Consider the following 24,952-nt stretch of genomic DNA (forward strand, 5'->3'; position numbering starts at 1 on the left):
ACCTTTTACCAATATCGTAGTTGTTTTAAAATACTAGAAATCTGATGTTTATAGAGATGTGTGGGAACTAAAAAGTGAATTTTTCCCACGGCTTCGCCCCGTCAGTCACATCTTTGTTTTTCCGTGACTGCTTCAATAAGGCAAGCCAAAAATGATAGCAATGAATGTTAATGTCAAATTTTCATGAGTATTTTTTTTACTCGAAATCGTAAATGTAATAAAATGAAACAGTTAGAGCGTTTTAAGATAAATTAAGATGTTAAAATTGATTGGATTTTACTGTTATTTTTTTGTTTTATGAGAAGAAAAGGTGTGGAGGGTACGTTTAATAACTTGGTTTTGATTTTGGACTTTAGTGTGGTTTGAGGTTATTTTAGGTAGCAGGTAGCAGGTAGCAGGTAGCAGGTAGCAGGTAGCAGGTAGCAGGTAGCAGGTAGCAGGTAGTAGGTAGCAGGTAGCAGGTTGTACTTCCCTAAATAGGGTTGACCGTTTTGGTGATAATTGAATTATATATAGTATTTTTTGTACAAATGATTGAAATTTAGTGTTTTGATGTTTACATGCTTTAAAAAATAAAGGAAATGTTTGTGTTGGGTATTTAATCATGTTAACATTGTGTCAAATAATTTTTCAATCTAGTGTAAAAAATGAGCTAACGATTTCATTACACTGACTTAACAGATTTCAAACATGCCTTTAGAAACAGACAAATTAGCACTCTTTGCAAGAGTACTTTCTACTTCTTGTACAACACAAGAGGATACTCAAAAAACGTATGATGGTATTCATCAGGAATACATTTACCACAATTCTTCAAGCGTATTGAAGGAAATCTCTTCTGAGAAAAAGAGAACTCGTTTCGAAAGTAGAACTTCGGAATTGAATGAAAAAAGAAATCAATTAACGTATGTCGAAAATGAATTATCGACTATGGATGTTTCTCATTCTAAGTACAAAGAGAAAGTGGTAGAGAAAAATAAATTGGTGGCCGATATTAGCGAACTAGAGCTAAAATTGGAGCAGAATGATGGAATGGAAGTGTATTTCCAAGAAATCGACAACATTATGTTGGATACAGAAACTACTTTATTACACGAACTTCTACACCAAATTAAAGATCATGCTGCAACAAACGCATGGACTTTAAACGATCATCAGATCAAAGAACTAGAAGTAGTCGTTTAATCTATCTATTTATAAAGAACAGTGAGTTAGCCACTGTTCTTTTCTTGTTTAAACCAATAAAACTATGTCTCAACTTAATCTATCTCAAAGAAAACAACTGGAATACCTTCTTCAACATGGTGGTGCTAAAAAACGCATCGCCCAAATCTTGGGTATTCATTTGTCTACTTTATATAGAGAGATCAAGAGAAATAGTGTGGATGGAAAATATGTAGCAGAAAAGGCCAATACTTTGGCTGTAGCTAGAAAGAAAGTGGTAGGGAGCCTACCAAAAATCAAAAGAGCCAAAACAATTAAAAGAACAAACCGATACGAACTATATGCGGATCGTAGACATATTTATTGGCATTCAGATACACCTTGGACTAGGAAAACATACTTTTTTATACGTTGGCATTTTGGAGGTAAATATCACAGATATAAAATTCGTTTAGGCTGGGAAAAGATCTATCATTATAAAAACGATATTCCTGTTCTAAAAGAATTGATGGTGCTTATGTTGAAAACAAGAAAGCCCAATAAATATGTGTCTTTTAAGGTAGAAAGAAGAGGAGAGAAATCAAAAAATGATATGATGGGTAAGTATTTGAGGGTGATGTTTTATAAATATGCTAGAGGAGCTTGAAAATCTTTTATTGAAGATGAGATTTTCTATGCTAATATAATTTTGGGCTTATACGATAAGCCCGCACAAGACGAAGCAATGAATTTCGCATTTTAATAATTCCCTCTTAAAAATCTCAAAAGAATTATCTTAAATGATAATTTAAAGGCTAAGGAAATTAAGCAAACTCAAATTTTCTTAGCCTTTCTTTTCATTAAATTAATCAATTCGCATTTGCTCACGATTTATCAATCATCTCCCTTTTCTTTTGTTGAAATAATCAGACCTGTAAATTGAGACATTTGATAAATTGATTATTCTATTTCACAAAGAATAAATTTAATCTTAAATGAAGGTTTATTTGCTGATTATGAGTCAAGTTAAATTTGTAGTTTTCCCTTACCTCTTACTTATTACCTTTTACTTCATATAATTCAATCTTAAATCGTCAAATACTATTACCAAACTCCTAACTCCTAATTCCTAATTCCTACCTCCTCCCTAAACTATCACCTTTCCAACCCATTACATAAATAATCTCATCAAAAAAGTTATTTCTTTGCATAAAACGTTAAACTCATTTAATTTCGAGTTTTCAAAAATGTAATTCATAGAATGAAAGAAGTAAAAAATATCTGCTGTATCGGTGCAGGGTATGTTGGTGGGCCGACAATGGCAGTGATTGCTTTAAAAAACCCACATATTAAAGTAAATATTGTAGATATCAATGAGCAACGAATTGCTGATTGGAATGATGCTGATTTAGATAAATTACCTATATATGAACCTGGCTTAAAAGAAGTGGTTGCAGAAACTCGTGGACGTAATCTGTTCTTTTCAACAAATGTTGATCAAGGGATTCAGGATGCGGATATGATCTTTATTTCTGTAAATACGCCAACAAAGACGTATGGAAAGGGTAAAGGTCAGGCTGCAGATTTAAAATATATTGAGCTTTGTGCTAGACAAATTGCTCGAGTAGCTAAACGAGATAAAATTGTTGTTGAGAAATCAACGCTTCCAGTAAGAACTGCGGAAGCATTAAAAGATATTTTATCCAACTCTGAAAGTGGGTTTAACTTTGAAATCCTATCTAACCCAGAATTCTTAGCTGAAGGAACGGCAATAGATGACTTAATGGCTCCCGACCGTGTATTGATTGGCGGTGATGATACTCCTTCTGGACAAGAGGCTAAAGATACTTTATCGGCTATTTATGAGGCTTGGGTGCCTAAGGAACAGGTACTACAAACAAATGTTTGGTCTTCAGAATTGTCTAAATTAACGGCCAATGCTTTCTTAGCACAAAGAATTTCATCTATTAACGCAATGTCTGCTTTATGTGAAGAAACAGAAGCAGATGTAGATGAGATTGCAAGAGCGATAGGTATGGATTCTCGTATCGGTCCAAAATTCTTAAAATCGTCAGTAGGTTTTGGAGGTTCTTGTTTCCAAAAAGACGTATTGAACTTAGTATATATAGCTAAATCTTACGGTTTAACTGAGGTAGCTGAATATTGGGATCAAGTGATCCAATTGAACGATTACCAAAAACGTCGTTTTGCGGATAAAATCATCAAGAAATCATACAATACAGTCAACGATAAAAAGATTGCGTTCTTGGGTTGGGCGTTTAAAAAAGATACAAACGATACCCGTGAGTCAGCAGCAATCTATGTAGCAGATCATTTATTGGATGAAAACGCTCAAGTGGTTGTATATGATCCAAAAGTGCCAGCTGAACAAGTATATGCCGATTTGGAATACTTGAATACTCATGATCCTGAAGAAATTCGTAAAAGAGTAAAAATTGTAAACGATCCGTATGAAGCGACTTCTGAAGCCCATGCTATTGCAGTATTGACAGAATGGGATGAGTTTAAGGAGTATGATTGGAATAAGATCTTTGCTTCAACGCTTAAGCCGGCGAATGTTTTTGATGGAAGGAACATACTTGATAAAAAGGCTTTGGAGGAGATTGGGTTTAATGTATATAATATTGGGAAATAGTTTTTCTCGATTTATGAAATTATAATAAATAGAGTCATTGGGGTAGCCTGATGGCTCTTTTTTTTAAGTGAGGAGATAGGAATTAGGAGGTAGGAGTTGCTGAATTAACGCTCGTTTTTTATGTGATGAATAAACGAGGTCGGGAGACCTCGGAAATTTGTGGGTCCGAGTGTCGCTGCGCTAAACACTCGAACCAGGGGGGATATGATTCTATCGTATTTAGTAATTCTCTCCTGAGAGGTGGTGAAACCCCTCTTTAACGTAATAACTTAGATGTATTTTCGTTAATTTTCATCTTGATTTTTTGTGATTTGTATTTATCACATTCTCCAACGAGGCGGTGTAACCCCTCGTTACAACGTATTGCTTATAATACTACCTGGTTCATATTAAAACAACGCCGTCAAATTCACAGTGCCTATATGGTTCACATTAGTATTTTCTGATTTTCTCCCATCATATTGCACTCTTAATTGAAGACCATCGAATAATGTCTGCGTCCAGGCAACATTCCAACGAAAGTTGGTGCCTGTGGAGAGTGCGTTGAGCATTTCGTAGGCGATGGCGGTGTTGGTGTCTCCTTGGAATTCTTGGATAATGGCAGAGGCTTTAGTAGTAATGGTAAATAAGTTGGCTTTGCTCCATTTAGTTTCTAATGATATCTCATGGAAATTTCCGTTTTCTTGGTTGTTTTCTGATTGAGTGAAGAGTTCTCCTAATTTTTGGGTGTAGGTGTAACTTGTGGAGAAACGGGTGAATATGTTGGGTTGGTAGGAGAGGGATGGTGTAATGCCTTGTTCTAATATGGTGTAGTTTCTGTCGTCTAAATAATCTGATCCGGAGAGGATGTTGCGTTGGGTGACTTCGGTTTTGAAGGTGAATTTTCTGCCTAAGTTTAATCTGCCTGAAACGGAATAACGATTGTCTGATCTGTTTTCTCGACCTTGGGTGAGGAGTTGTTGGTTTTCTAATAGTATAATTCTAAAGTCAGCGCCATAAATGGGGTTGGAGCGGTTGAAGAATAAGGTGTTTCTGAGGGCGTATTTGTAAGCTAATAAGTCATCTTCTGAAGTGGAGGATAAGATAGGGAGATATCTACCTTGAATGTCTTCTGAAGTGGACTTTTTATCAATTAAAAATGAAGAGGTGTTGGAGAATCTAGAAATGAAATGGGGTAATCCACTGCTTTTTTTCCATTGTCTTGGGGCGTTTAAGTTGGCTCTAAGGTTAATACTTGATCGGAAAGCGGGGATGTATTCGTTGGTGGGGGTATAAAAACGTGCATACTGTCGTTCATCTGGGTTTTGTGCTAAGAAAAACTCGTTGAGGTCTTTGATACCATCTCCATTTAAATCTCTCCAGGTATGTGTGCCTCTACCATCAGCTACTCTTACGTAAACAAATTCTCTTTGTAGTTCTCTACTACTTGAGATAGTATATGTACCACTAATTTTACCCACTCCTTTACCTAAAATCAAGTTGCCATTGATTCTACCCTGTAAACTCTCTTCGTTTTGAGGTGTAGTTCCAAGATAATCCGTCCATTTTCTATAGATGATATTGGTGTTGATTCCTCCCTTTTTGCCCTTTTTCCCAATAGTGAGTTGATAGGTATCCATTTTTGTACGAGGCGTCATTTGACCATTGATTGGGGTCTGGTCTTCTCTATAACTATAATCCAATTGATAATTCCATTGCAAACTATCTCCTTTCTTTAAGTAGGCTTTATGTTCTGTGAAATTCATCCATGAGTTGGTGATAGAGTCCGTTTCTGTAAGCGTAGTTTGTTGTTGGTCGACCTGATAAATATAGCCAGGAATAATTCCATTAAACTTATAAAACGTTTCTGCTTTCAATTGCTGCCATTGAGAGTGTTCTTTTGAGGCCAGTAAATCAGCATTCATCATAAAGGCATTTACAATGATGTGCCAATTACGTATGTGATATTTAATATCAGTTTGATGTTGCTGTCCTTGAATACTTTGTTCTTTATCTCGAATAGCGATTTGATAGGCAAAACTTTTTCCGGTGGTATCTTCAAATGCTATTTGAGATTGTATAAACTTTTCTTCAGTTTGAGGGAGACTGTCATAAGGTAAGGTCCAATTACGGTCAAATTCAATGTTTCTAAAACGATCAATAGGAAGGAAATCTTCATTGATGTACATCAACTCAGTATCAAAAAGTAACTTCCAATTACTATTTATGGGTCGATCTTTAGAAGTGAACTTCAATGACAAGGCATGTCCTTGATTGTTCTCATTATTGATATCAGAAAATAAGTTTTGATCTTGATTAGAAAAGGCACCTTCCAATCGAATAGTCTCGTGTTGATTGAATTTATAGGTGCCGTGAGCAGTGATCATCTGTTTTTGATTTGGGGCTTGAAGTTGCCTTACAGGTAAATAATCACCTTGTGATTGTCCATTGATAGGAGAGACCCATGCGTATACTCTTCCAAAAGGAGTAATTTCCTTTAATATATAATCACCTCTTTGATTCCCAACTTGACTAAAACCAGCACTATAAAGTGGAGAATCATTCGATCCCGCCCTTCTTAAACATTGAGCAGGAGTACCATTATCTGTTAAAGTATCAATTATAGTGTATAATACTCGATTCTCATCATAATTCTCTACAGAGTCGATAGCAGGAGCATAGGCATATTGCAAACTATCACCAATAGAAGCCAATACCATTTTATCAGCATCCGACAAACTATAAAACAAGCTAGAGTTTCTATCGTCTTTTTCTTGATAAACCTGAAAACCCGCTTCCCACTTTTTGGAAGAAAATTGTTGGCTGGCCTCTACAATTGTTCGACTGTAATATTGAACCGCAAATTCATAATCAATACGAATTCGAGTATATTGAGTGATCAGAATTTTTTCATTAAATGTCACTTCAGCCAGATTGTAATCGATGACATAATCGGCATCAAAACCTCTTTCTAATAACACACCATCAATATAAACCTTTTCAGACCCAGCTATCACCACAATATTGGCTTCATTATTAGGACCTGTCAAACGATAAGGTCCAAGTACTCCATCAATAGGAGTAATATTGGCAGAATAAAATTGCCCTTTGGCAATAGAAACACCTCCCGTAGTCAATGATTTTACTTTACTACTTTCATTCCCAACCATCACTTTAGCCTGAGCCCCCTGAGCATTTTTATTGTATTTTAAAAAAGTACTTTCCCGATTACGCATCACAATATCCCCCGCATTAAGCACTGCATTTTTATGAGCAATTTCAATCAATACTCTATCAAAATCCTGAATCTGCTGTGTATTCCCTTCCGGTTGAAAAGGAACATCTTGATCAGTCAATGTTGCTGTAAGTCGTACATCCTCTGTAATATTTCCTTGCAATTGCAAATTCATGGCTGAATTCACAAATACATCCTGACTATTACCCATAGACAGCCCTCGAGTCAAAGAACCCGTCTTTTCAATATTAGGAGCATAAAACAGTTCTTTCTTTTTCTGTTTCTCCTCTACTTCTATCACAAAACTTTCATTACGTTGCTCAAAACCATATCCACCCGAACGATAAATTTCTTGAGATCGCCTCTGAGTAATTTGTTCATCTTCTAACTTAATACAACGATAACGAATACGAATAATCTCATCACCTGTTACAGTATCCCCCTGAACATCCATGAAGAAAAACATACCATGACTTATTCCCACCTCATACTCCTGACCACTCAGTATCTCAATACTGCTGGGTACAATCACTTCATTCCCTACTTTTTGCCCATAAACACCCACCCACTTTTCTTTCTGTAAAAGCGTCTGAGCATTGCCAACGAAAGTGATGAAACAAAAAAAGAGGAATAGGAGTCTCAAAAAATGATTGATGTGTGATGAACGATGATATAATATAGATGTTATATATAAAGGTAGCAAAAACAATAGAACAACGGAACTAAGAAACTAAGAAACTAAGGAACGAAGGAGTGACTAAGTCTAGTCTCAAGAACTTTTATGTAAAAGATATCAGAAACATCATATCTCACATCTTACACAGACGTACTATATAACTCCGTCTTCAACGAGGCGGCCTTGGCCCCTCGGTACACGAGTCGGGTGCACAGACCGGGTACGCAGATCGGGTATGTATACTAATAGCCCGAAGGCTAATAGTCCATAGCAACGAGGCGGCCATGGCCCCTCGGTACACGAGCCGGGTACACAGGCCGGGTACGTATCATAAGCCCATGATTTCAATCATGGGGATTATGATGCCACATGATATTACCCCCAAAAATCCCCACCCCAAACTTTGTAATTACAAAAAAAAACACCTTAATTTGCCCAATGTGCTGATGCATTTCTAGATTATCTTGATCGACTAAACTTAAAAACAAAGTAATCTTCATATTATCAGCAATTTGAGAGAATAATCATTCAATAACTATTTTTTAAATTGAAATACTCTAAATTATTATACATACTTTTTTTTACCTATCTATTTAGCAGCTGTGTTTCCAACAAGAAGCTGACTTACCTAAAACATGAGGGGGAGTTGAAAGAAGAAGTGACCTACGATTCAGTGTATAGAAGTACCAAAGCGGTTCCTTTGGCTTTGAATACCTTAAGACCTTTTGATCAGATTTTAGTGGAAGTAAAAACAGTTACTCCTCCCGAGTATAATCCCTTCGCTTATGTAGAAAATGTTGCAGGAAGTACGGTGGCAAATGTGCAAAACCCAGAAAATGGTAGTTTGTTAGGCTATAATATTGATGAAGAAGGTAACGTAGATTTACCTTTAATCGGACGAGTACAATTAGGAGGTTTGACTTATTCTCAAGCTGAGGAAAAATTAAGGTCGATTCTAAAAGATATGATGGATCAACCTGCAGTAAGAGTAAAACTATTGAATTTTCGTTTTACAGTGATGGGAGAAGTGGGAAGACCTGGGATGTATGGAACTTTTTCAAGAGAAATATCTGTTTTAGAGGGTTTAGCAAAAGCTGGTGGAGCTAAGGAATTTGGAGATCGTGCAAAAATCAAATTATTAAGAAAAAATGGTGATTATGTTGAAACCATTTATTTGAATCTTAATTCTGAAGAGTTTATGCATAGTCCGTATTATTATCTTCAGCAAGAAGATGTTCTGGTAGTGCTTCCATTAAAACGTAGACCTACCTTGGAATATGTACAAAGAAATGTATCTATTATCGCTTCAATAACGGCAGCTGTTGTATCTATTGTCACTTTAATTACGGTAAATCGCTAAATGGAAAATCAAATTCAACAAAATCAACAGCAATTTCAGCAAGACCCTGAAGATAAAGCAATCAAAGACTTTAAAAAATGGTTTTATCTCTGTTTAGAGAATTGGAAGTGGATTGTATTGTCTATTGTTTTGGGATTAGGAATTTCTATCGTGGTGAGTTTATACCAAACCAACCGTTGGGAAATTTCTACAGAATTAGTGAAAAAATCTACTAAAGGTAAAGGTGGTGCTTCCGCTGATTTTATGTCGATGTTACCCATTGATGCGATGGGAGCAGAGTATAGTAAAATCAACTTAGAGTACGAAAAACGCTATTTTACATCTAGAGAAGTGTTGATGGAGCTAGTGGAGGAAATGGACTTAAATATTCATTATTATGATAAAAAGTGGATAAAATCTGTTGAGTTGTATAAACACCGTCCTTACACATTATTCTACGACAAAGAAAAATCTACTTGGGGGCCTTTTAGTGGAACTTTAGAGGTGAAAGAAATTAATCAAAATCAATTTCAATTATTGGCCTCTGAAGATACCATAGAACATTACTTTTTAGATAAAACGTTTACTTTTGGAAAAGTAGCTAATGTTCACGGTTTTCAATTTAAAATTAAAAAAGAAGGTATACCGTCTGCCTTTTTTACATCTCCCTACTTACAGCTGAATTCTATACTTGGAGAAGCTAAAAGTATTCGTCGTCGTTTAAATTTCGGTATTTTAGGGGAAAAAAATACAGATCTTCCATTAATACAGATTAAAATAGTAGGAAGTATCCCAAATAAAGAAGTGGATGTCCTTTCAAAATTAGTAGAAACAATAAAAAATAAGGATATTTTAGATAAAAACTTTGCTACAAAACAATCTGCACAGTTTATTCAAGATCAATTACAAATTATTTCGGATTCTATGCAGTTAATTGCCTCAGAGGTATATAAACTGAAGACATCGAATACGGAGCTTTCTGGTGGAGCGGAATTGGTTTTTGAAAAAATCTATAAATTAGATGAGAAACGTAATGAGTTAGAGTTGAGTATCCGTTATTGTGATTACCTTTTACAAGAAATGGAAGGAGACAATATGGATGAAGAGGTCTTAATGCCAGAAGCTTATGGTATTTCAGGATCTCAATTGACGGAGATATTGAGCAAATATTCTGAATTGAAGTTGGAAGATGCTTTATCTAATCAACGACTTAAAAAATCAATTTTGTATCAAGAAGAGGCGGTAGAGAGACAAAAAGCCTTAGGGTCACTTCAACAAAAAATTGCAGAAGCAGTAGCGAGTACGAAAAAAGCATTGAAAATTCAGTTGGATGAATTAAATAAAGAACTTAAAAAATCAATTCGTTCAACCAATACTTTATTATCAGAAGAAAAAACATTATCGGATTATCAACGATTGTTTGAAACACATGAGCAGTTATATAAACTATTGTTGGAAAAACAAGCAGAATACAATATTAGAGCAGCGAGTACAATTTCAGATTATACAATGATGTCTGTGCCTGAACCATCAGAATTTCCGATTTTCCCCAAGAGGAAGTTGAATGTATTAATTGGTTTTATTTTAGGATTATCCTTACCTATAGGGATAATGTATGTAATGGTACTTTTTGATACAAAAGTAAGGGAAGAAGAAGATATCAATGATATTGTTGATCAACCCTTCTTAGGAAACATTGCTTCTTTAGAAAATCCTAGAGAATTGATGAACCCTTTGACGAGGTCAGTAGCAGCGGAAAGTTATAGAAATAAAAGAACCAATTTGCAATTCTTGATTGGGGAGAAAGAAAAGTTTTCAATTGTATTTACTTCCTCAATTTCAGGGGAAGGGAAATCTGTGACTTCCGCTAATATGGCACAGTTCTATACTGTTTTGGATAAAAAGGTGTTGTTGGTGGGGGCCGATCTAAGAAAGCCAGTATTGGATAACTTTTACCCTCGTTTGAATAAAAATTTAGGGATGTCGAATTATTTAAGTTCAGGTAATGATATCAAAGAGTACATTCAAAAGACCGATAATGAACAATTGGATGTCCTTTTATCTGGTACTATTCCTCCTAACCCTACGGAATTATTGCAAGGGAAAAAAATGAAAGAATTGTATGATGAATTGCAAACGATGTACGATATCATTATTTATGATTCAGCTCCTATTGGTATTGTATCCGATTCTAGAAATTTAATGCGTTATGCTGATTTAGTTTGTTTTGCAGTTCGACAAGGGTACACGCCAAAAGCACAATTAGAGAAAACTATTTTACCTGTTACTCAAATGCAAGATGTAAAATTGGCATTGTTTATGACGGATGTTAAGATGCATAAGAAGGGTGGTTATCAATACTCTTATTATGGAAAAGATTACATTTCTTACCTAGAAAAGTAGTCTGATTTAATGATTTTTTATTATTTTTTTTTAATTTTAGGAAAAATTTCAAACAACGCCGATTTTAATTAACTACATGAAAAATAGGGTGTTGCTTAAACAATAAATGCGGTCATGAAAAAAATACTTTTATTATTACCAATACTGTTTTGTTTTCAAACAATCTTTGCTCAAAGTCATAGGACGCTAAACTTAATCGAAAAAACTAATTATACGTTATTTGGAGGTAGTATAGGTGGAGCATATTATTCAGGTACATACGCTAACCAAAGTTTTAATCATTTAGATTTCGGTAGTATCAAGCCAAACTTCAATTTATTTATTCAGCACAAATTTGCTAGAAAATGGCATGTGAAGTTTCAAGCTGGATATATAAGTTTAGGATCAAAAGATAATTATGAACAAAGAGTACAAGGAGAAGCAAATCCTTTCTACAATGAAAAAGCTTTTTCAACGAATTTATTTGAAGTACTTCCAATGTTTATTTTAGATTTAGGTGTAGATAGAAAATCTAAGTCAAGAGGAGCATATAAAGGTAAAAAAGCGAATCATTGGAATTGGTATTTGCAAGCTGGTTTAGGTACTTTCATTGCGGACGTAAACAACTATGTTGTAAATGATGGAGCAGGAAGCTCTTACACTAAACCAGGTGGACTTTTTGCAGGTGGATTAGGTGTAAGATATGCATTAAAAGAAAAATTAGTCTTTAACTTAGATGCATTATTAAGAGTTTCTTCAACTTCTATGCTAGATGGTTCAAGAAGTCAAGCTCTTCCTACAGATATGTATGGTACACTTAATTTTGGTGTGGCTTACAGATTGCCTGGTAGAAGATTCTTGCGATAGAAACTTAGTTATGTAAAAATATTGAAGCCCTTGCAGAGATGTGAGGGTTTTTTTGGGTTTGATAGTTTTTGTAATTGGTGAGTGTGTCTTGTTTATTAATCTATACAAGTGATAATAAGATGGTATGAAGGTTAGTACGTGTCGTGTATCTGATGCATACATATAGTCCTGGTACATGTGTATCTAGTCTGTGTACTTTGTCTATGTATGCGGTCTACCTATTTAGTCTGTGTGGCCTGCCTGTATATACAGTCCGTGAACTCGGTCTGCGTATCTAGTCTGTGTATCCGGTCTGCATATCCAGTCCATGTACTCTGTCTGTATATCAGTCTGTGTACCCTGTCTGCGTATCCGGTCCGTGGTCGAGGGGCCAAGGCCACCTCGTTGAAGACGGAGTAGCTAATTAGTCTATTAATATTAGATATATTACTGTTTTACGGTTGTTTTTTGGTCTCCCCTCTGTTGCTTTTATGGCAATAGTGACAAAAATCATGTTTCTATCATCTTGAGTTGGTGTAGTAGACGTCTCGGTCTCCAACGATGGTGGCCTTGGCCCCTCGTTTACGAGCCGGGAGTACAACGTATTGGGTGTTTGTGTCATGCTTGTATATAGTCTGTGTACCCGGTCTATATATCTAGTCTGTGTATAATACAGTCTGCATATCCATCAGTATGCTTGATATGTATATCTGTCTGAGTATGCAGTCTGCATATCTAGTCCGTGTACTCGGTCTGTATATCAGTCTGTATACCCTGTCTGTGTATCCGGTTCGTGTACCGAGGGGCCAAGTCCACCTCGTTGAAGACGTAGTAGCTAATTAGTCTATTCATATTAGATATATTGTTGTTTTACGGTAGTTTATTGGTTTTCCCTCAGTGGTTTTTTATGGCAATAGTGACAAAAATCATATTTCTATCATCTTGAAGAGAGTTAGTAGACATCACGGTCTCCAACGACGGTGGCCTTGGCCCCTCGTTTACGAGCCGGGAGTACAACGTATTGGGTGGTTGTGTATCCGGATTGTGCATCCTATCCCTCGTTTACGTACCGGGGGTACAACGTAATGAGTGTTTGTAAATTAAATTATTTTGATTTTTTTCAAAAAAAAATCGAACATTAAAATAATTGTACTATTCTAATATTTTAAATTCTATATGTTAAATGTACACTTATCGTGATAAAGTGCAATTAGGTAGTTATACGTAACGATTATTTGTATAATATTTAATTTTTTAGATAATCATACCTATTGTATATGATTAATGTGCTTGAAATTTCATTGAGAAAAGCAAGGTTAATTTATTGAAAATAAATAGATAATAATTTGTAAATAAAACTAAACAGGGTTATACTTGCATAGTTATTTCGGTAACAGCGAACTAAAATATGTTCTTTAAACAAACTTTTAGAGAATTAATTAATAAAACCAAAAATTAAAATCTATGCTCTACAAAGATTACGACTAATTAAAAACAAATTTTAAAAATGAAGACTTTAAAACTATTAAGTATTGAAATATAAATTCTAAATACTGTCAACTGTTTGATTCATAAGCTTGGTAATAATGTATTTTTATTGTTGTTTCATACAAATTGTTTGATTGACTAATTACTGTATTGTTATTTGTAATTGTGTTGATATTTAGACACTTATTGTTGTTTTAATATTAATTTCATTTACAAAATCATGATCTATTCCAATTTCATAAAATATTTATTCTAAATACAGATTTGACCGTATAAGGTCAAACACTAATTAGCGATTCTATCGCTTCATTTTGAAGCACAAATTGGTATTGCGGGGGTATTTTATATCCCTGCAAACTTACCAATGATACAATTAGTGAATAAATTATAGAAAGCGTTACTAAAAGTATGGTATATACTTAGTTAAGGCTATTTGAATGGATAATAAAAACACATTTAATTTACTGGTGTACAAGATTATTAATACAACTGTTTAACGATCAGATTGAGAAATCCATAGCAAGCAATTCTAATATTGCTTGTTGGATTTTCTCATAATAATCGAATACTAAGCGTTTATATGTAGTTGTTATTTGTATTTAGGTTATATATAATCTATCCTCATCTAATTTGATATTTAATAATGTAATTCGAAAATAATATTAATAATTATATGCTTTTATAAATATTGCAAAATCCAATGAAAGTTACATTGGTGAATTTTCAAGTAAATTAACTAAAAATTAAATCCCCAAAATGTCACTTAATCAAGATTTGAGAAAGAATATTAATGTAGAGAAATTTACTTCTGTTTTAAAATTCAATATGAAAAATGTTCCTAAGTATTTATGGAAGGCTGTATACTGGAATATTCAAGAACCTTGGGCTCGAACATTATTTAATAATGGATTCAGGATCTCTTTTATTGATGATACCTTAAGTGTTTTTAAACCGACTACAACTATTAATTTAGATTTCTCTACGATTTGTACTTTCAATTTATATATCAAAAGGGATTTTCATATTTTCTTAGATGAATTTGAGAAAAACATATTCAGAGAATATTCTTTGATGGAGGAAGATATATGGGAGGAAAAGGAAATATTACTTCGGAAAAATAAAACAGGAACAAATTCTAATAATTTAGTTTACTCATTCAAAATACCTATTCAGAGATTAATGGGAAATCCATTCTCTTTTGATATAAGAATGAATGAAAGACCGATTTTCTTATTTTTAAAGTTTAAAGAATATCCATGTGTTAACATGACTTATGATTTAGATAAATGGAGTAAGATTAGACATGACCTTTATAAAAGTACTAGACCAATAATATATAGCGAACACTGGAAATATTTAATGAATGATCAATTCCTCGATGAAAATTCAGGTAAAATGTATCAATACCTTCATTTATTAAAGCATGATGGATTACATGTTTGGAAAAAGCAATTTGGATTAACTTATCCTTTGTTATATTGAGTTAATTATTATTTATGTAATACACATAAATAATAATTAACTTTTTTTTATTGTTGTTTCAAAATTTATTAATTAGGCGCTTTTATAATTTTGATTCTTAATTTTTATAAAATTGTCTCAAAAAAAAGAAACACTTAAAATATTAAGTGTTTCTAAACAACATTATCGTCAAATGAATAGAGTGTATATAAAATTTTTTGTTTCTTTTGCGTGTTTCCGTATTTATGACAATCATAAATTTGGGTTGGACAAAAAAATGATAGAAAATTTTAAAAATATTTGAGAATGAGTGGAATTTATTTTCATATACCTTTTTGTAAGCAGGCATGTCATTATTGTGATTTTCACTTCAGTACATCGTTAAAGCTTAAAAATGATGTGGTGAAGGGCATGTTGTGGGAGTTGGATAAGCAAAAGGAATACATTAATGAAAATATTGAAACTATATATTTCGGAGGGGGAACACCTTCCATTCTATCCATTGATGAATTATCGGTCTTATTAGAAAAAGTTCATCATAACTTTAATACGAGTGGGGTGAAGGAAGTGACTCTTGAAGCCAACCCAGATGATATCACCAAAGAGAAGCTAGCATTTTGGAAAAAATTAGGCATTACCAGACTATCCATTGGCTTACAATCTTTTTATGGTCCACATTTAGAACTCATGAATAGGGCTCATAATGCGGAAGAAAGTCTGAATGCAGTGAAAATGGCACAAGATGCAGGGTTTGACAATTTGACCATTGACCTTATTTATGGTATTCCATTTCAAGATCATTCGGTATGGTACAAAGATTTAGAGACTGCTTTATCACTCAATGTACCTCACATTTCTTCTTATTGTCTGACAGTAGAAGAGAAAACTGCCTTGGGGGCTTGGACTAAAAAAGGAAAATTTAAACCCGCAGAAGATGAGTATTCGGCTGAACAGTTTGAACATTTGGTCAAGACACTTTCTCAAAATGGATACGATCATTATGAGATTTCAAACTTTGCCAAACCAGGTTTTTATAGTCAACATAATAGTGCCTATTGGAAAGGGAAACCTTATTTAGGTATAGGTCCGGGGGCGCATTCATTTAATGGTAGTGATTCAAGACAATATAATGTGAGCAATAATGCGAAATATGTAAAGTCCATTGTCCAGGAAAATATCTTGATGTTCGATAAAGAAATGTTGACTAGAGCCGATGGAATAAACGAATATATATTGACCACTTTACGCACTATATGGGGCTGTGACCTTCAATTTCTACTTGATAATTATCAATTTGATTTATTAAAAGAGATGAAGGAAGAAGTGGATCGTTTTTATGTTTCCGATTGGATTAAAGTCAAGAACAATCATTTGATTTTAACCGAAAAAGGAAAGTTGTTTGCCGATAAAATATCGAGTGAATTATTTGTTTAACATTCTGATAAAATAAATTTCAAGTTAATCCTAGATCAAATTTTACCCTGTTTGGATTCGTTTGTTGAAAAAAATGGGTTGTTTGTTGAAAATACTACTTATTCACATTATTCCTTTTCAAATTTGATGATATCAATAACAACAAGCTATTTGTTCTATTGATAAAACAAAACCATAGAATTCATCAATAAAATAGGGTAATCACTAAAGTGAACCACTAAATCAAACAACTTTACTAAGGCAATGAGATATTTAATCTTCCTAACTTCATTCATACTAATTCAAACTTCAGCTTTTGCACAACGGCCAACCGATACCGGTAAAAGAGGAGGAGCAAGACCAAAAATTGGAGTGGTCACAGCAAAAGTAACCGATGCTGATTCTAAAGAACCATTAGAATTTGTCACTGTCGCTTTATTTTCAGCCAAAGATTCCAGTTTTCTAACAGGAGGAGCCACAGATCAGCAAGGTAGAGTGAAAATTTCTGAAGTTCAGGTGGGTAGAATGTTTGCTAAATTAACCTTTATCGGATACGATGAAACCATTACAACCCCTTTTATCATCAAACCTGATGCTCCTGAAAAGTTTCTAGGAAATTTAGTCATGACGGCTTCAGCAAAAGCTTTAGATGAAGTGACAGTCACTGCAGAGCGTGATATGATGGAATTAGGGATTGATAAACGAACGTTTAATGTTGCTCAAGATTTAACAACTGTAGGTGGTTCGATGACCGATGCATTAAATAATATTCCATCTATTGATGTAGATCAGGACGGATCGGTTAGTTTAAGAGGTTCATCAAATGTGACTATTTTTATTGATGGCAAGCCTTCTAATTTAACAAGCGAATCAACAGCTGATATTTTAGATCAGATTCCTGCTAGTTCTATTGAAAGAGTAGAGGTAATTACTAATCCATCTGCCAAATATGATCCTGAGGGGACGAGTGGTATCATCAATATTGTATTGAAGAAAGATAGAAAAGGTGGAGTGAATGGAAATGCGAGTGTTACCGTGGGTAACAATAATAAATACAATGCTAATGTTGGTGTGAACGCTAGAGTAGGGAAACTGAATGTTTTTGGTAATTATTCAGGTAGATACAACGAAAGGTGGCAAGAAAGAACGCAAACTCAAAAAAATTACGATAGGGAAACGAATGCCTTTACAGGATCAAATGTTCAAAATACGAAGCGTGATGATGAAAGACTCTCTCATTTATTTAAAACAGGGTTGGATTATGATTTCAATGACTACAACAATGTGTATGTCAACGCCACTTTCAACACTGGAGAAGGGACAAATAATGAGAAGCTACTAGTCAATTATTATGATCAGAATGATGATGCTTACGATTTATTCTTAAGAGATAATGTATCGACAAGAGAGAATCAGACACAAGAATATAATTTTGGCTGGCATAGAACATTTGTCAACCCCAATCAAGTACTTGATGTATCTGGACAAATCTCTACTTCGAATCGAGTATCCAATGGTAATTTTGATGAATATGGATACGACGGCAACGGTGGTTTAGTATCATCACCATCATTCCAACAGCGTAACCGAAATGATGGACCGAGTGAATTGTATATTGCACAAATTGATTATACACATCCGTTGAGCGAAAAATCAACATTAGAAGTTGGAGCTAAATCTACCCTAAGAAGAATTGGAGCAGATTTTACCTCGGAAAGTTTACAAGGAGGAAATTGGGTATCAGATGATTCTCTGAATAACAACTTTAATTATAACGAAGATGTGCATGCTGCTTACGCCATGTTCCGACATGAAGCAGGTAAATTTGGGTATCAATTAGGGGTTAGAGCGGAACAGGCTTACACCACGTCTATATTGGACGAAAATGCAATAACAGATCGTCAGGAAGTACAAAATAATTACTTTGCACTTTATCCAACCGTGCATGTATCTTATAAATTTGCTCAACAAAGAGAGGTGTCTTTTGGATATAGTAGAAGAGTGAATCGACCAAGAGGAAGAACTTTAAATCCCTTCCCAGATTATTCCAATCCACAATCACTTAGAAAAGGTAATCCTTATTTAAAGCCGGAATTTATAGATGCTTTAGAGGTGACTTACCAACATGGTTGGGACGATATTACCTTAACTGGTTCGGTGTATTATCGTTATACTCATGATGCGATGCAAAGAGTAACAAGTGCCACTCCAGAAGGGGTAACGATTTTATCTTGGGATAATATGGATAATAAACAGAGTTATGGTTTTGAAGGGATTGCTACCTACAATATGACAAAATGGTGGAAATTCACAGGAAGTACAAATATATATAACCTTCAAATTAATGGTAATTCTGGTGATCTGGACTTATCCAATCAGGCTTGGACAATGAATGCTAAATTGATGTCCTCGACCAATTTAACCAAGACCACAACCTTACAGTTATCAGGTCGTTTTAGTTCAAGACGTGCGACGGCACAAGGACATATCGATCCAATGGGTGGACTTGATGTTGCCGTATCACAAAGGTTATTCAAAGGAAAAGGTACACTTCAAGCCAGAGTATCTGATGTATTAAACACTTATCAATTCAATGTACATAGTGAAGGCGTTGGATTTACTTCGGATATGACAGCAGATTGGGAATCGAGAGTTGCTTATCTTACTTTCTCATATCGATTCGGTCAGATGAATAAAGGAAGTAAAAAGAAACGTAAAAAATCAGATAGCAGTGGAGGAGGAGATGACATGATGGATATGATGTAAAAAATAAAATGATAGTCTGGGTGAGCACAAATTGTTTATGTGCAACTCAGACTATTTCTTTTTTTAGAGTCATAACACCGTGCAAACTAATTTTTGTGGTAGTTTATTGATAATATTACATCAATGTGTTGATTATGAGCAATTTTTTTTAAATTATGTTACGCTTGAAATACAATACATACAATATATGACTCAAGAACTACTTAACTACTATGATAATTCCCCATTAGGCGTAACTATTTACAAACGATTAGCACCACATAAATTTGAAATATATTATTATAATGAAGCTGGTCGGGAAATGGATGGATTATCAGAGAATGAAACCAAGGGAAAGTTGTTGGAAACTGTTTTCCCTAATTGTGAGGAGATAGGATTATCTCAATTGTTGGAAAAAGTATATCTAGATGGGAAAACTCAGGTGATCCCCTTCATGGGTTTTAAATCAGATAATACGAAAACTATTCATAGAACGAATAGAGTACAGAAATTGGAAGAACCTTACGTTGTAAGTGTTTTCTCCGATGAGTCTCAAACGTATTCTTATATACGTCAGATCGAAAAGGATAATAGAAAATTAAATCATGCCTTAGATTACACCTCACATCACTTAAGAGGGAATTTATCAACTTCTTTAGGAATTTTGGAGCTATTTGAAGCTACCGATGTATCTCGGGAAGAAAAACAGTTTTTACTAAATGTGATTAAGAAGAATCTTGAAAACATTGATTCTAAAATGCATCACTTGGTAGATTTACTGTATAAAGAAGTGAAAGAAGATGAGAAAATATTGAAAAAGCATAAGTTTAAAACTTTCCATTTAAAGAACTCAAGAGTATCATAAAACAAAAGGCTGTCTCTAATGAAAGAAACAGCCTTTTGTATATGTTTACTCTACCGATGATTTCGATTACATCATACCTGGCATACCACCACCCATTGGAGGCATAGCAGGAGCTGCAGCACCAGCTTCTTCTTTCTCGTTAGAAACTACACAGTCCGTAGTTAACAACAATGAAGCTACTGAAGCAGCGTGCTCAAGTGCAAGACGAGTTACTTTAGTTGGGTCGATTACACCAGCCTCAACTAAGTCTTGGTACTCCTCTGTACGCGCATTGAAACCGAAGTTACCTTCGCCTTCTAAGATTTTATTTACGATAACTGATGCCTCTAAACCAGCGTTACCCAAGATAGTTCTCAATGGAGCTTGGATAGCAGTTTTAACGATTTGAACACCAATTTCTTCGTCTGGGTGAGCTGTATCAACAGAATCAAGAACAGATGAAGCTCTCAATAGGGCAGTACCTCCACCAACTACGATACCTTCTTCAACCGCTGCTCTTGTTGCTGCTAAAGCATCATCCACACGGTCTTTCTTTTCTTTCATTTCTGTTTCAGTAGCTGCACCGATATAGATAATTGCAACACCGCCAGCCAATTTAGCCAATCGTTCTTGTAATTTTTCTTTATCGTAATCAGAAGTTGTGTTTTCGATTTGAACACGGATCTCAGCAACACGAGCAGCAACAGCGTCAGCATTACCTGCACCGTTAACAACAACAGTGTTGTCTTTGTCGATGATCATTTTCTCCGCAGTACCTAACATATCGATAGTTGCATCTTCTAACTTCATACCTGTTTCGTCAGAGATTACAGTACCACCTGTAAGTACAGCGATGTCTTGTAACATTGCTTTACGACGGTCACCAAAACCAGGAGCTTTAACAGCAGCTACTTTTAATGCACCACGGATTTTGTTTACTACTAATGTAGCCAATGCTTCAGAATCAACATCCTCAGCGATGATTACTAGAGGCTTGCCAGTTTGAGCTACTTGCTCTAATACTGGAAGCAATTCTTTCATTGTAGAAACTTTCTTGTCGTAGATCAAGATGTATGGAGATTCCATATCTGCTTCCATTTTCTCTGTGTTTGTCACAAAGTATGGAGAAAGGTATCCACGGTCGAATTGCATACCTTCTACAGTTTTCACTTCTGTTTCAGTACCTTTTGCTTCTTCAACAGTGATTACACCATCTTTACCTACTTTTTCCATTGCTTCAGCGATCATTTTACCGATCTCAGCGTCGTTGTTCGCAGAAATTGTTGCTACTTGCTCAACTTCTTTGTTTGTTTCAACAGTCTTTGAAGAGTTTTTCAACTCAGCAACGATCGCTTTTACTGCTTTGTCGATACCACGCTTCAAGTCCATTGGGTTAGCACCTGCCACTACGTTTTTGATACCTGTAGTGAAGATAGCTTGAGTAAGAACAGTGGCTGTAGTTGTACCATCACCTGCCTCATCAGCAGTTTTAGAAGCTACTTCTTTTACCAACTGAGCACCCATGTTTTCGATAGGCTCTGCTAATTCGATTTCTTTAGCTACTGATACACCATCTTTAGTAACGTGTGGTGATCCGAATGATTTTTCTAAAATAACGTTACGACCTTTTGGTCCTAAAGTAACTTTAACTGCGTTTGCCAATGCATCAACGCCTTTTTTTAATCCTTCGATTGCTTCTGTATCGAAATGAAGATTTTTTGCCATAATATTTTTAAGATTAAATGCTGATGTTCTCAGCGAAATAATGTTGTGTTAAATGTAATGTTGAAGTTTCCTTCTAAAATTTGAGTATAAATTAAACGATCGCCAAGATGTCCGCCTCACGCATCATCAAGTAATCTGTACCGTCTAAGTTTAATTCTGTACCAGAATATTTACCATAAATTACAGTGTCTCCAACTTTAACTGTCAAAGGTTCGTCTTTTGTTCCGTTTCCTACTGCTACAACAGTACCTTTTTGAGGCTTCTCTTTCGCATTGTCAGGAATAAATAGACCTGATGCAGTTTTTGTTTCAGCTGCTGCAGGTTCGATAAGTACTCTGTCCGCTAAAGGTTTAATGTTCACTTGTGACATTGGAATCTATTGTTTTAAAAGTTATTAATCATTCAAAAAATAAAGTCTCCCACTTTTCGGGATACTGACACTCGTTTTGCCAAGAGTGTGCCAATAGACTTTTTGATAAAAATTGTCAGTGAAATGTGTCAAAATGGCCGAGATGTTTTTGCGACAGGAATATTTCGATTTAAGATGTAGATAGGTGGGGTCAAAATGACACTGTTTTTTTAGGTAGGAGTTAGTAGGTAGGAAATAGGAGTTGCTAAATTAACGCTCGTTTTTATAAAACTGGCGCAAATGTTAAGCGCTAGCGACATTTGTGCCTAAAGAACGTTAGAGGTCTCCCGACCTCGTATTGTAAATAATGAACTAAGGGGAAAGGGTATACTATGGGATTCGTGTATCAAAAGCCCAGGAATTTATTCCTGTGGATGTTTAATAAAGTAAGAAGTAAAAGGTAAGAAGTAAGGGATAAAAATAAAAAAATGAAGAGAGGCGGTGAAACCCCTCGATTTCCCAAAGCAATAATTACCTTTTATTCAAGGCTATTTTTTCATGAAACTTTCGATTTACTCACCTTCCCTAGCGAGGTGGCGTAGCCCCTCGTTCCCCGATCTATTAGCCGTGATGTATTAGGAAACGAACTATGATTATTAATAATTACCTTTTAAACAAATCTATTTTTTCATGAAGCTATCGATCAACTCATCCTCCCCAGCGAGGCGGCGCAGCCCCTCGTCCCACGACCTATTAGCCATGATCTACTATCAAACACTCATTTTTTCGTCAAAATCTATCGAATTACTCGGATAAATGGGGTGTAGAAATAATCCCTAACTAATTTCAAATTATGTGATTTATGTTACACAACATTTCAAAATGAAAAGCAATATTGCAGCATAAAGTTACACTCGAATGCAAAAAAGTACCATTATACCTTCTTGGTTGAAGGGATATAAAAAGGAGTTTTTATCTGGCGATTTATCGGCAGGGATCACTGTGGGAATTATGTTGATTCCACAGGGTATGGCTTATGCTAGTTTGGCAGGGCTACCTCCTGTGTATGGTTTATATGCAGCCATGATCCCTCAGTTGATCTATGCTTTCTTGGGTACTTCGAGACAAGTGTCGGTAGGGCCTGTGGCTATTGATTCTATGTTGATCGCAGCTACGGTGGGTTCTATTGCCTCTGTTGGTCCTGATAATTATTTATCGGCTATTTTACTCCTAACATTGATCATTGGGGTGTTTCAAGTGGTTTTTGGTTGGATTGGATTTGGCTTTTTAGTCAATTTTCTGAGCAAACCTGTGATTAGTGGTTTTACATCGGCGGCTGCTTTTGTGATTGGATTGGATCAGCTTAAAAATATTTTTGGGATTGATATTGAAAGGGGGAAGTCAACTTTTGGAGTGATTAAAGAGATTATTTATCAATTCGATGTATTTAATTATTCGGCTTTGGTTGTCGGTTTAATTGGTATCTTCTTGATTAGGTTGACAAAAAAATGGAGTAAAAAAATTCCAGGTTCTTTGGTGGCCGTTTTGGCAGGATTAGGAGTGATGTTTTTTATTCCTTTGGATATTCAGGTTTTAGGAGCTATTCCTCAGGGGATGCCTACTTTTCAATTGCCGGTATTTGATATTGAATTGATAAAACATCTTTTGCCGTCTGCTTTGGCGATTTCTCTAATTGCTTATATGGAATCGATTTCTGTGAGTAAGGCACTACAAATGAAGCATAAGGGAGAATATCAAATTGATAACAATAGAGAGTTTATTGCCTTAGGGATGGCAGATATTGTGGGTTCCTTTTTTGGTGCTTTTCATACTACAGGAGGTTTCAGTAGATCAGCTGTGAATGATCAGGCAGGTGCCAATACGAACTTGGCGAATATCATAAGTAGTGGTATTTTATTCATCACTTTATTGTTCCTAACGCCTATTTTCGAATCACTTCCTAAAGCTATCATCGCCTCTATCATTTTAGTGGCAGTGTATGGCTTAGTCGATACCAAATATCCAAAATTCTTATGGAAAACGAAGAGAGAAGACTTTTATATGTTGTTGATCACTTTTGTGATTACGTTCTTTCTGGGGATACAAGAGGGGATTTTATTGGGGATGATTTTAAGCTTATTGTTGTTAGTGAAAAGAACAGCAAAACCACATATTGCTGTCTTGGCCAAATTAAAAGGATCATCAGAATATAGAAATACCAAACGATTTGATGATATCGAAGAGCGAAAAGATATACTGATAATCAGGCAGGATGCCCAGCTCTATTTTGCCAATTGCAATTACTTTTGCGACAAGGTAAAATGTGAGGTAGAAAAGAAGGAAAAAGTAAAACTTTTAGTATTGCATTTTGGTAGCGTTTCGAACATAGATTCTACTGCTCTAAGTGCATTAGAAGATCTTGTATATGATCTCAAACAGGAAGGAATTAGAACATATTTTTCGGATATGATCGGTCCTGTCCGTGACTTTCTCACTAGAGTTGGTCTGATGCATCGTTTGGGAAAAGATCATTTCTTTTTAGACGTACAATCTGCCATTGATTTTTACGATAAAAAGGGGAATCAAATAGAAATAAGACGTAACTTTGAAAGAGCGATTCAGAGTAACGATTTTGAAGAAAGAAAAATTTAAACACATTATTTAAACATAT

14 protein-coding genes are annotated in these 24,952 nt (G+C 35.1%); 11 read left to right on the top strand and 3 right to left on the bottom strand.

Features of this window, described 5'->3' with window-relative positions; translation table 11 throughout:
• Positions 1-690: 690 nt before the first annotated feature.
• From MY04_RS02555 to MY04_RS02565, 3 genes are all read left to right on the top strand, one after another.
• Positions 691-1,185, top strand: a complete 495-nt coding sequence (locus MY04_RS02555; protein WP_066205861.1) for a hypothetical protein — start codon at positions 691-693, stop codon at positions 1,183-1,185.
• 64 nt (positions 1,186-1,249) lie between these two features.
• The gene (locus MY04_RS02560) at positions 1,250-1,810 is read left to right on the top strand and encodes a helix-turn-helix domain-containing protein (RefSeq protein ID WP_066205864.1); all 561 of its coding nucleotides are present in this window, start codon (positions 1,250-1,252) and stop codon (positions 1,808-1,810) included.
• 594 nt (positions 1,811-2,404) lie between these two features.
• Positions 2,405-3,799, top strand: a complete 1,395-nt coding sequence (locus MY04_RS02565; RefSeq protein ID WP_066205867.1) for a nucleotide sugar dehydrogenase — start codon at positions 2,405-2,407, stop codon at positions 3,797-3,799.
• 389 nt (positions 3,800-4,188) lie between these two features.
• Here MY04_RS02565 and MY04_RS02570 read toward each other — a convergent pair whose 3' ends face one another.
• Positions 4,189-7,656 carry a hypothetical protein gene (locus MY04_RS02570; RefSeq protein WP_158297527.1) on the bottom strand — a complete coding sequence of 1,156 codons (3,468 nt, stop codon included), beginning with the start codon at positions 7,654-7,656 and terminating at the stop codon, positions 4,189-4,191.
• Positions 7,657-8,236: 580 nt separating this feature from the next.
• On the opposite strand from MY04_RS02570, the gene MY04_RS02575 reads away from it, so the two are divergent.
• The 7 genes from MY04_RS02575 (at position 8,237) to MY04_RS02605 (ending at position 20,228) form a co-directional block, all read left to right on the top strand.
• Positions 8,237-9,049, top strand: a complete 813-nt coding sequence (locus MY04_RS02575) for a polysaccharide biosynthesis/export family protein (protein ID WP_084005738.1) — start codon at positions 8,237-8,239, stop codon at positions 9,047-9,049.
• Positions 9,050-11,431 (top strand): polysaccharide biosynthesis tyrosine autokinase, encoded by a 2,382-nt coding sequence (locus tag MY04_RS02580; protein ID WP_066205876.1) that lies wholly within the window; start codon positions 9,050-9,052, stop codon positions 11,429-11,431. It abuts the gene before it with no gap.
• Positions 11,432-11,545: 114 nt separating this feature from the next.
• Positions 11,546-12,277, top strand: a complete 732-nt coding sequence (locus MY04_RS02585) for an outer membrane beta-barrel protein (protein WP_066205878.1) — start codon at positions 11,546-11,548, stop codon at positions 12,275-12,277.
• 2,223 nt (positions 12,278-14,500) lie between these two features.
• Positions 14,501-15,226, top strand: coding sequence for a hypothetical protein (locus MY04_RS02590; protein ID WP_066205881.1), 726 nt, complete (start codon positions 14,501-14,503; stop codon positions 15,224-15,226).
• 285 nt (positions 15,227-15,511) lie between these two features.
• On the top strand, positions 15,512-16,639 hold the full coding sequence (gene hemW, locus MY04_RS02595; protein ID WP_066205883.1) for a radical SAM family heme chaperone HemW: 1,128 nt from the start codon (positions 15,512-15,514) through the stop codon (positions 16,637-16,639).
• Between the two features lie 243 nt (positions 16,640-16,882).
• Positions 16,883-19,384, top strand: a complete 2,502-nt coding sequence (locus MY04_RS02600) for a TonB-dependent receptor domain-containing protein (protein ID WP_066205887.1) — start codon at positions 16,883-16,885, stop codon at positions 19,382-19,384.
• A gap of 187 nt (positions 19,385-19,571) precedes the next feature.
• The gene (locus MY04_RS02605; protein WP_066205890.1) at positions 19,572-20,228 is read left to right on the top strand and encodes a hypothetical protein; all 657 of its coding nucleotides are present in this window, start codon (positions 19,572-19,574) and stop codon (positions 20,226-20,228) included.
• A 66-nt stretch (positions 20,229-20,294) separates the two neighbouring features.
• Here MY04_RS02605 and groL read toward each other — a convergent pair whose 3' ends face one another.
• Positions 20,295-21,932: a chaperonin GroEL gene (groL, locus tag MY04_RS02610; protein ID WP_066205893.1), complete on the bottom strand. Its 1,638-nt coding sequence runs from the start codon at positions 21,930-21,932 to the stop codon at positions 20,295-20,297.
• 91 nt (positions 21,933-22,023) lie between these two features.
• The gene (locus MY04_RS02615; protein ID WP_066205895.1) at positions 22,024-22,302 is read right to left on the bottom strand and encodes a co-chaperone GroES; all 279 of its coding nucleotides are present in this window, start codon (positions 22,300-22,302) and stop codon (positions 22,024-22,026) included.
• An 897-nt stretch (positions 22,303-23,199) separates the two neighbouring features.
• On the opposite strand from MY04_RS02615, the gene MY04_RS02620 reads away from it, so the two are divergent.
• On the top strand, positions 23,200-24,933 hold the full coding sequence (locus tag MY04_RS02620; RefSeq protein WP_066205899.1) for a SulP family inorganic anion transporter: 1,734 nt from the start codon (positions 23,200-23,202) through the stop codon (positions 24,931-24,933).
• Positions 24,934-24,952: the final 19 nt, after the last annotated feature.

It is taken from the genome of Flammeovirga sp. MY04 (genome assembly GCF_001682195.2).
Lineage (GTDB): Bacteria > Bacteroidota > Bacteroidia > Cytophagales > Flammeovirgaceae > Flammeovirga > Flammeovirga yaeyamensis.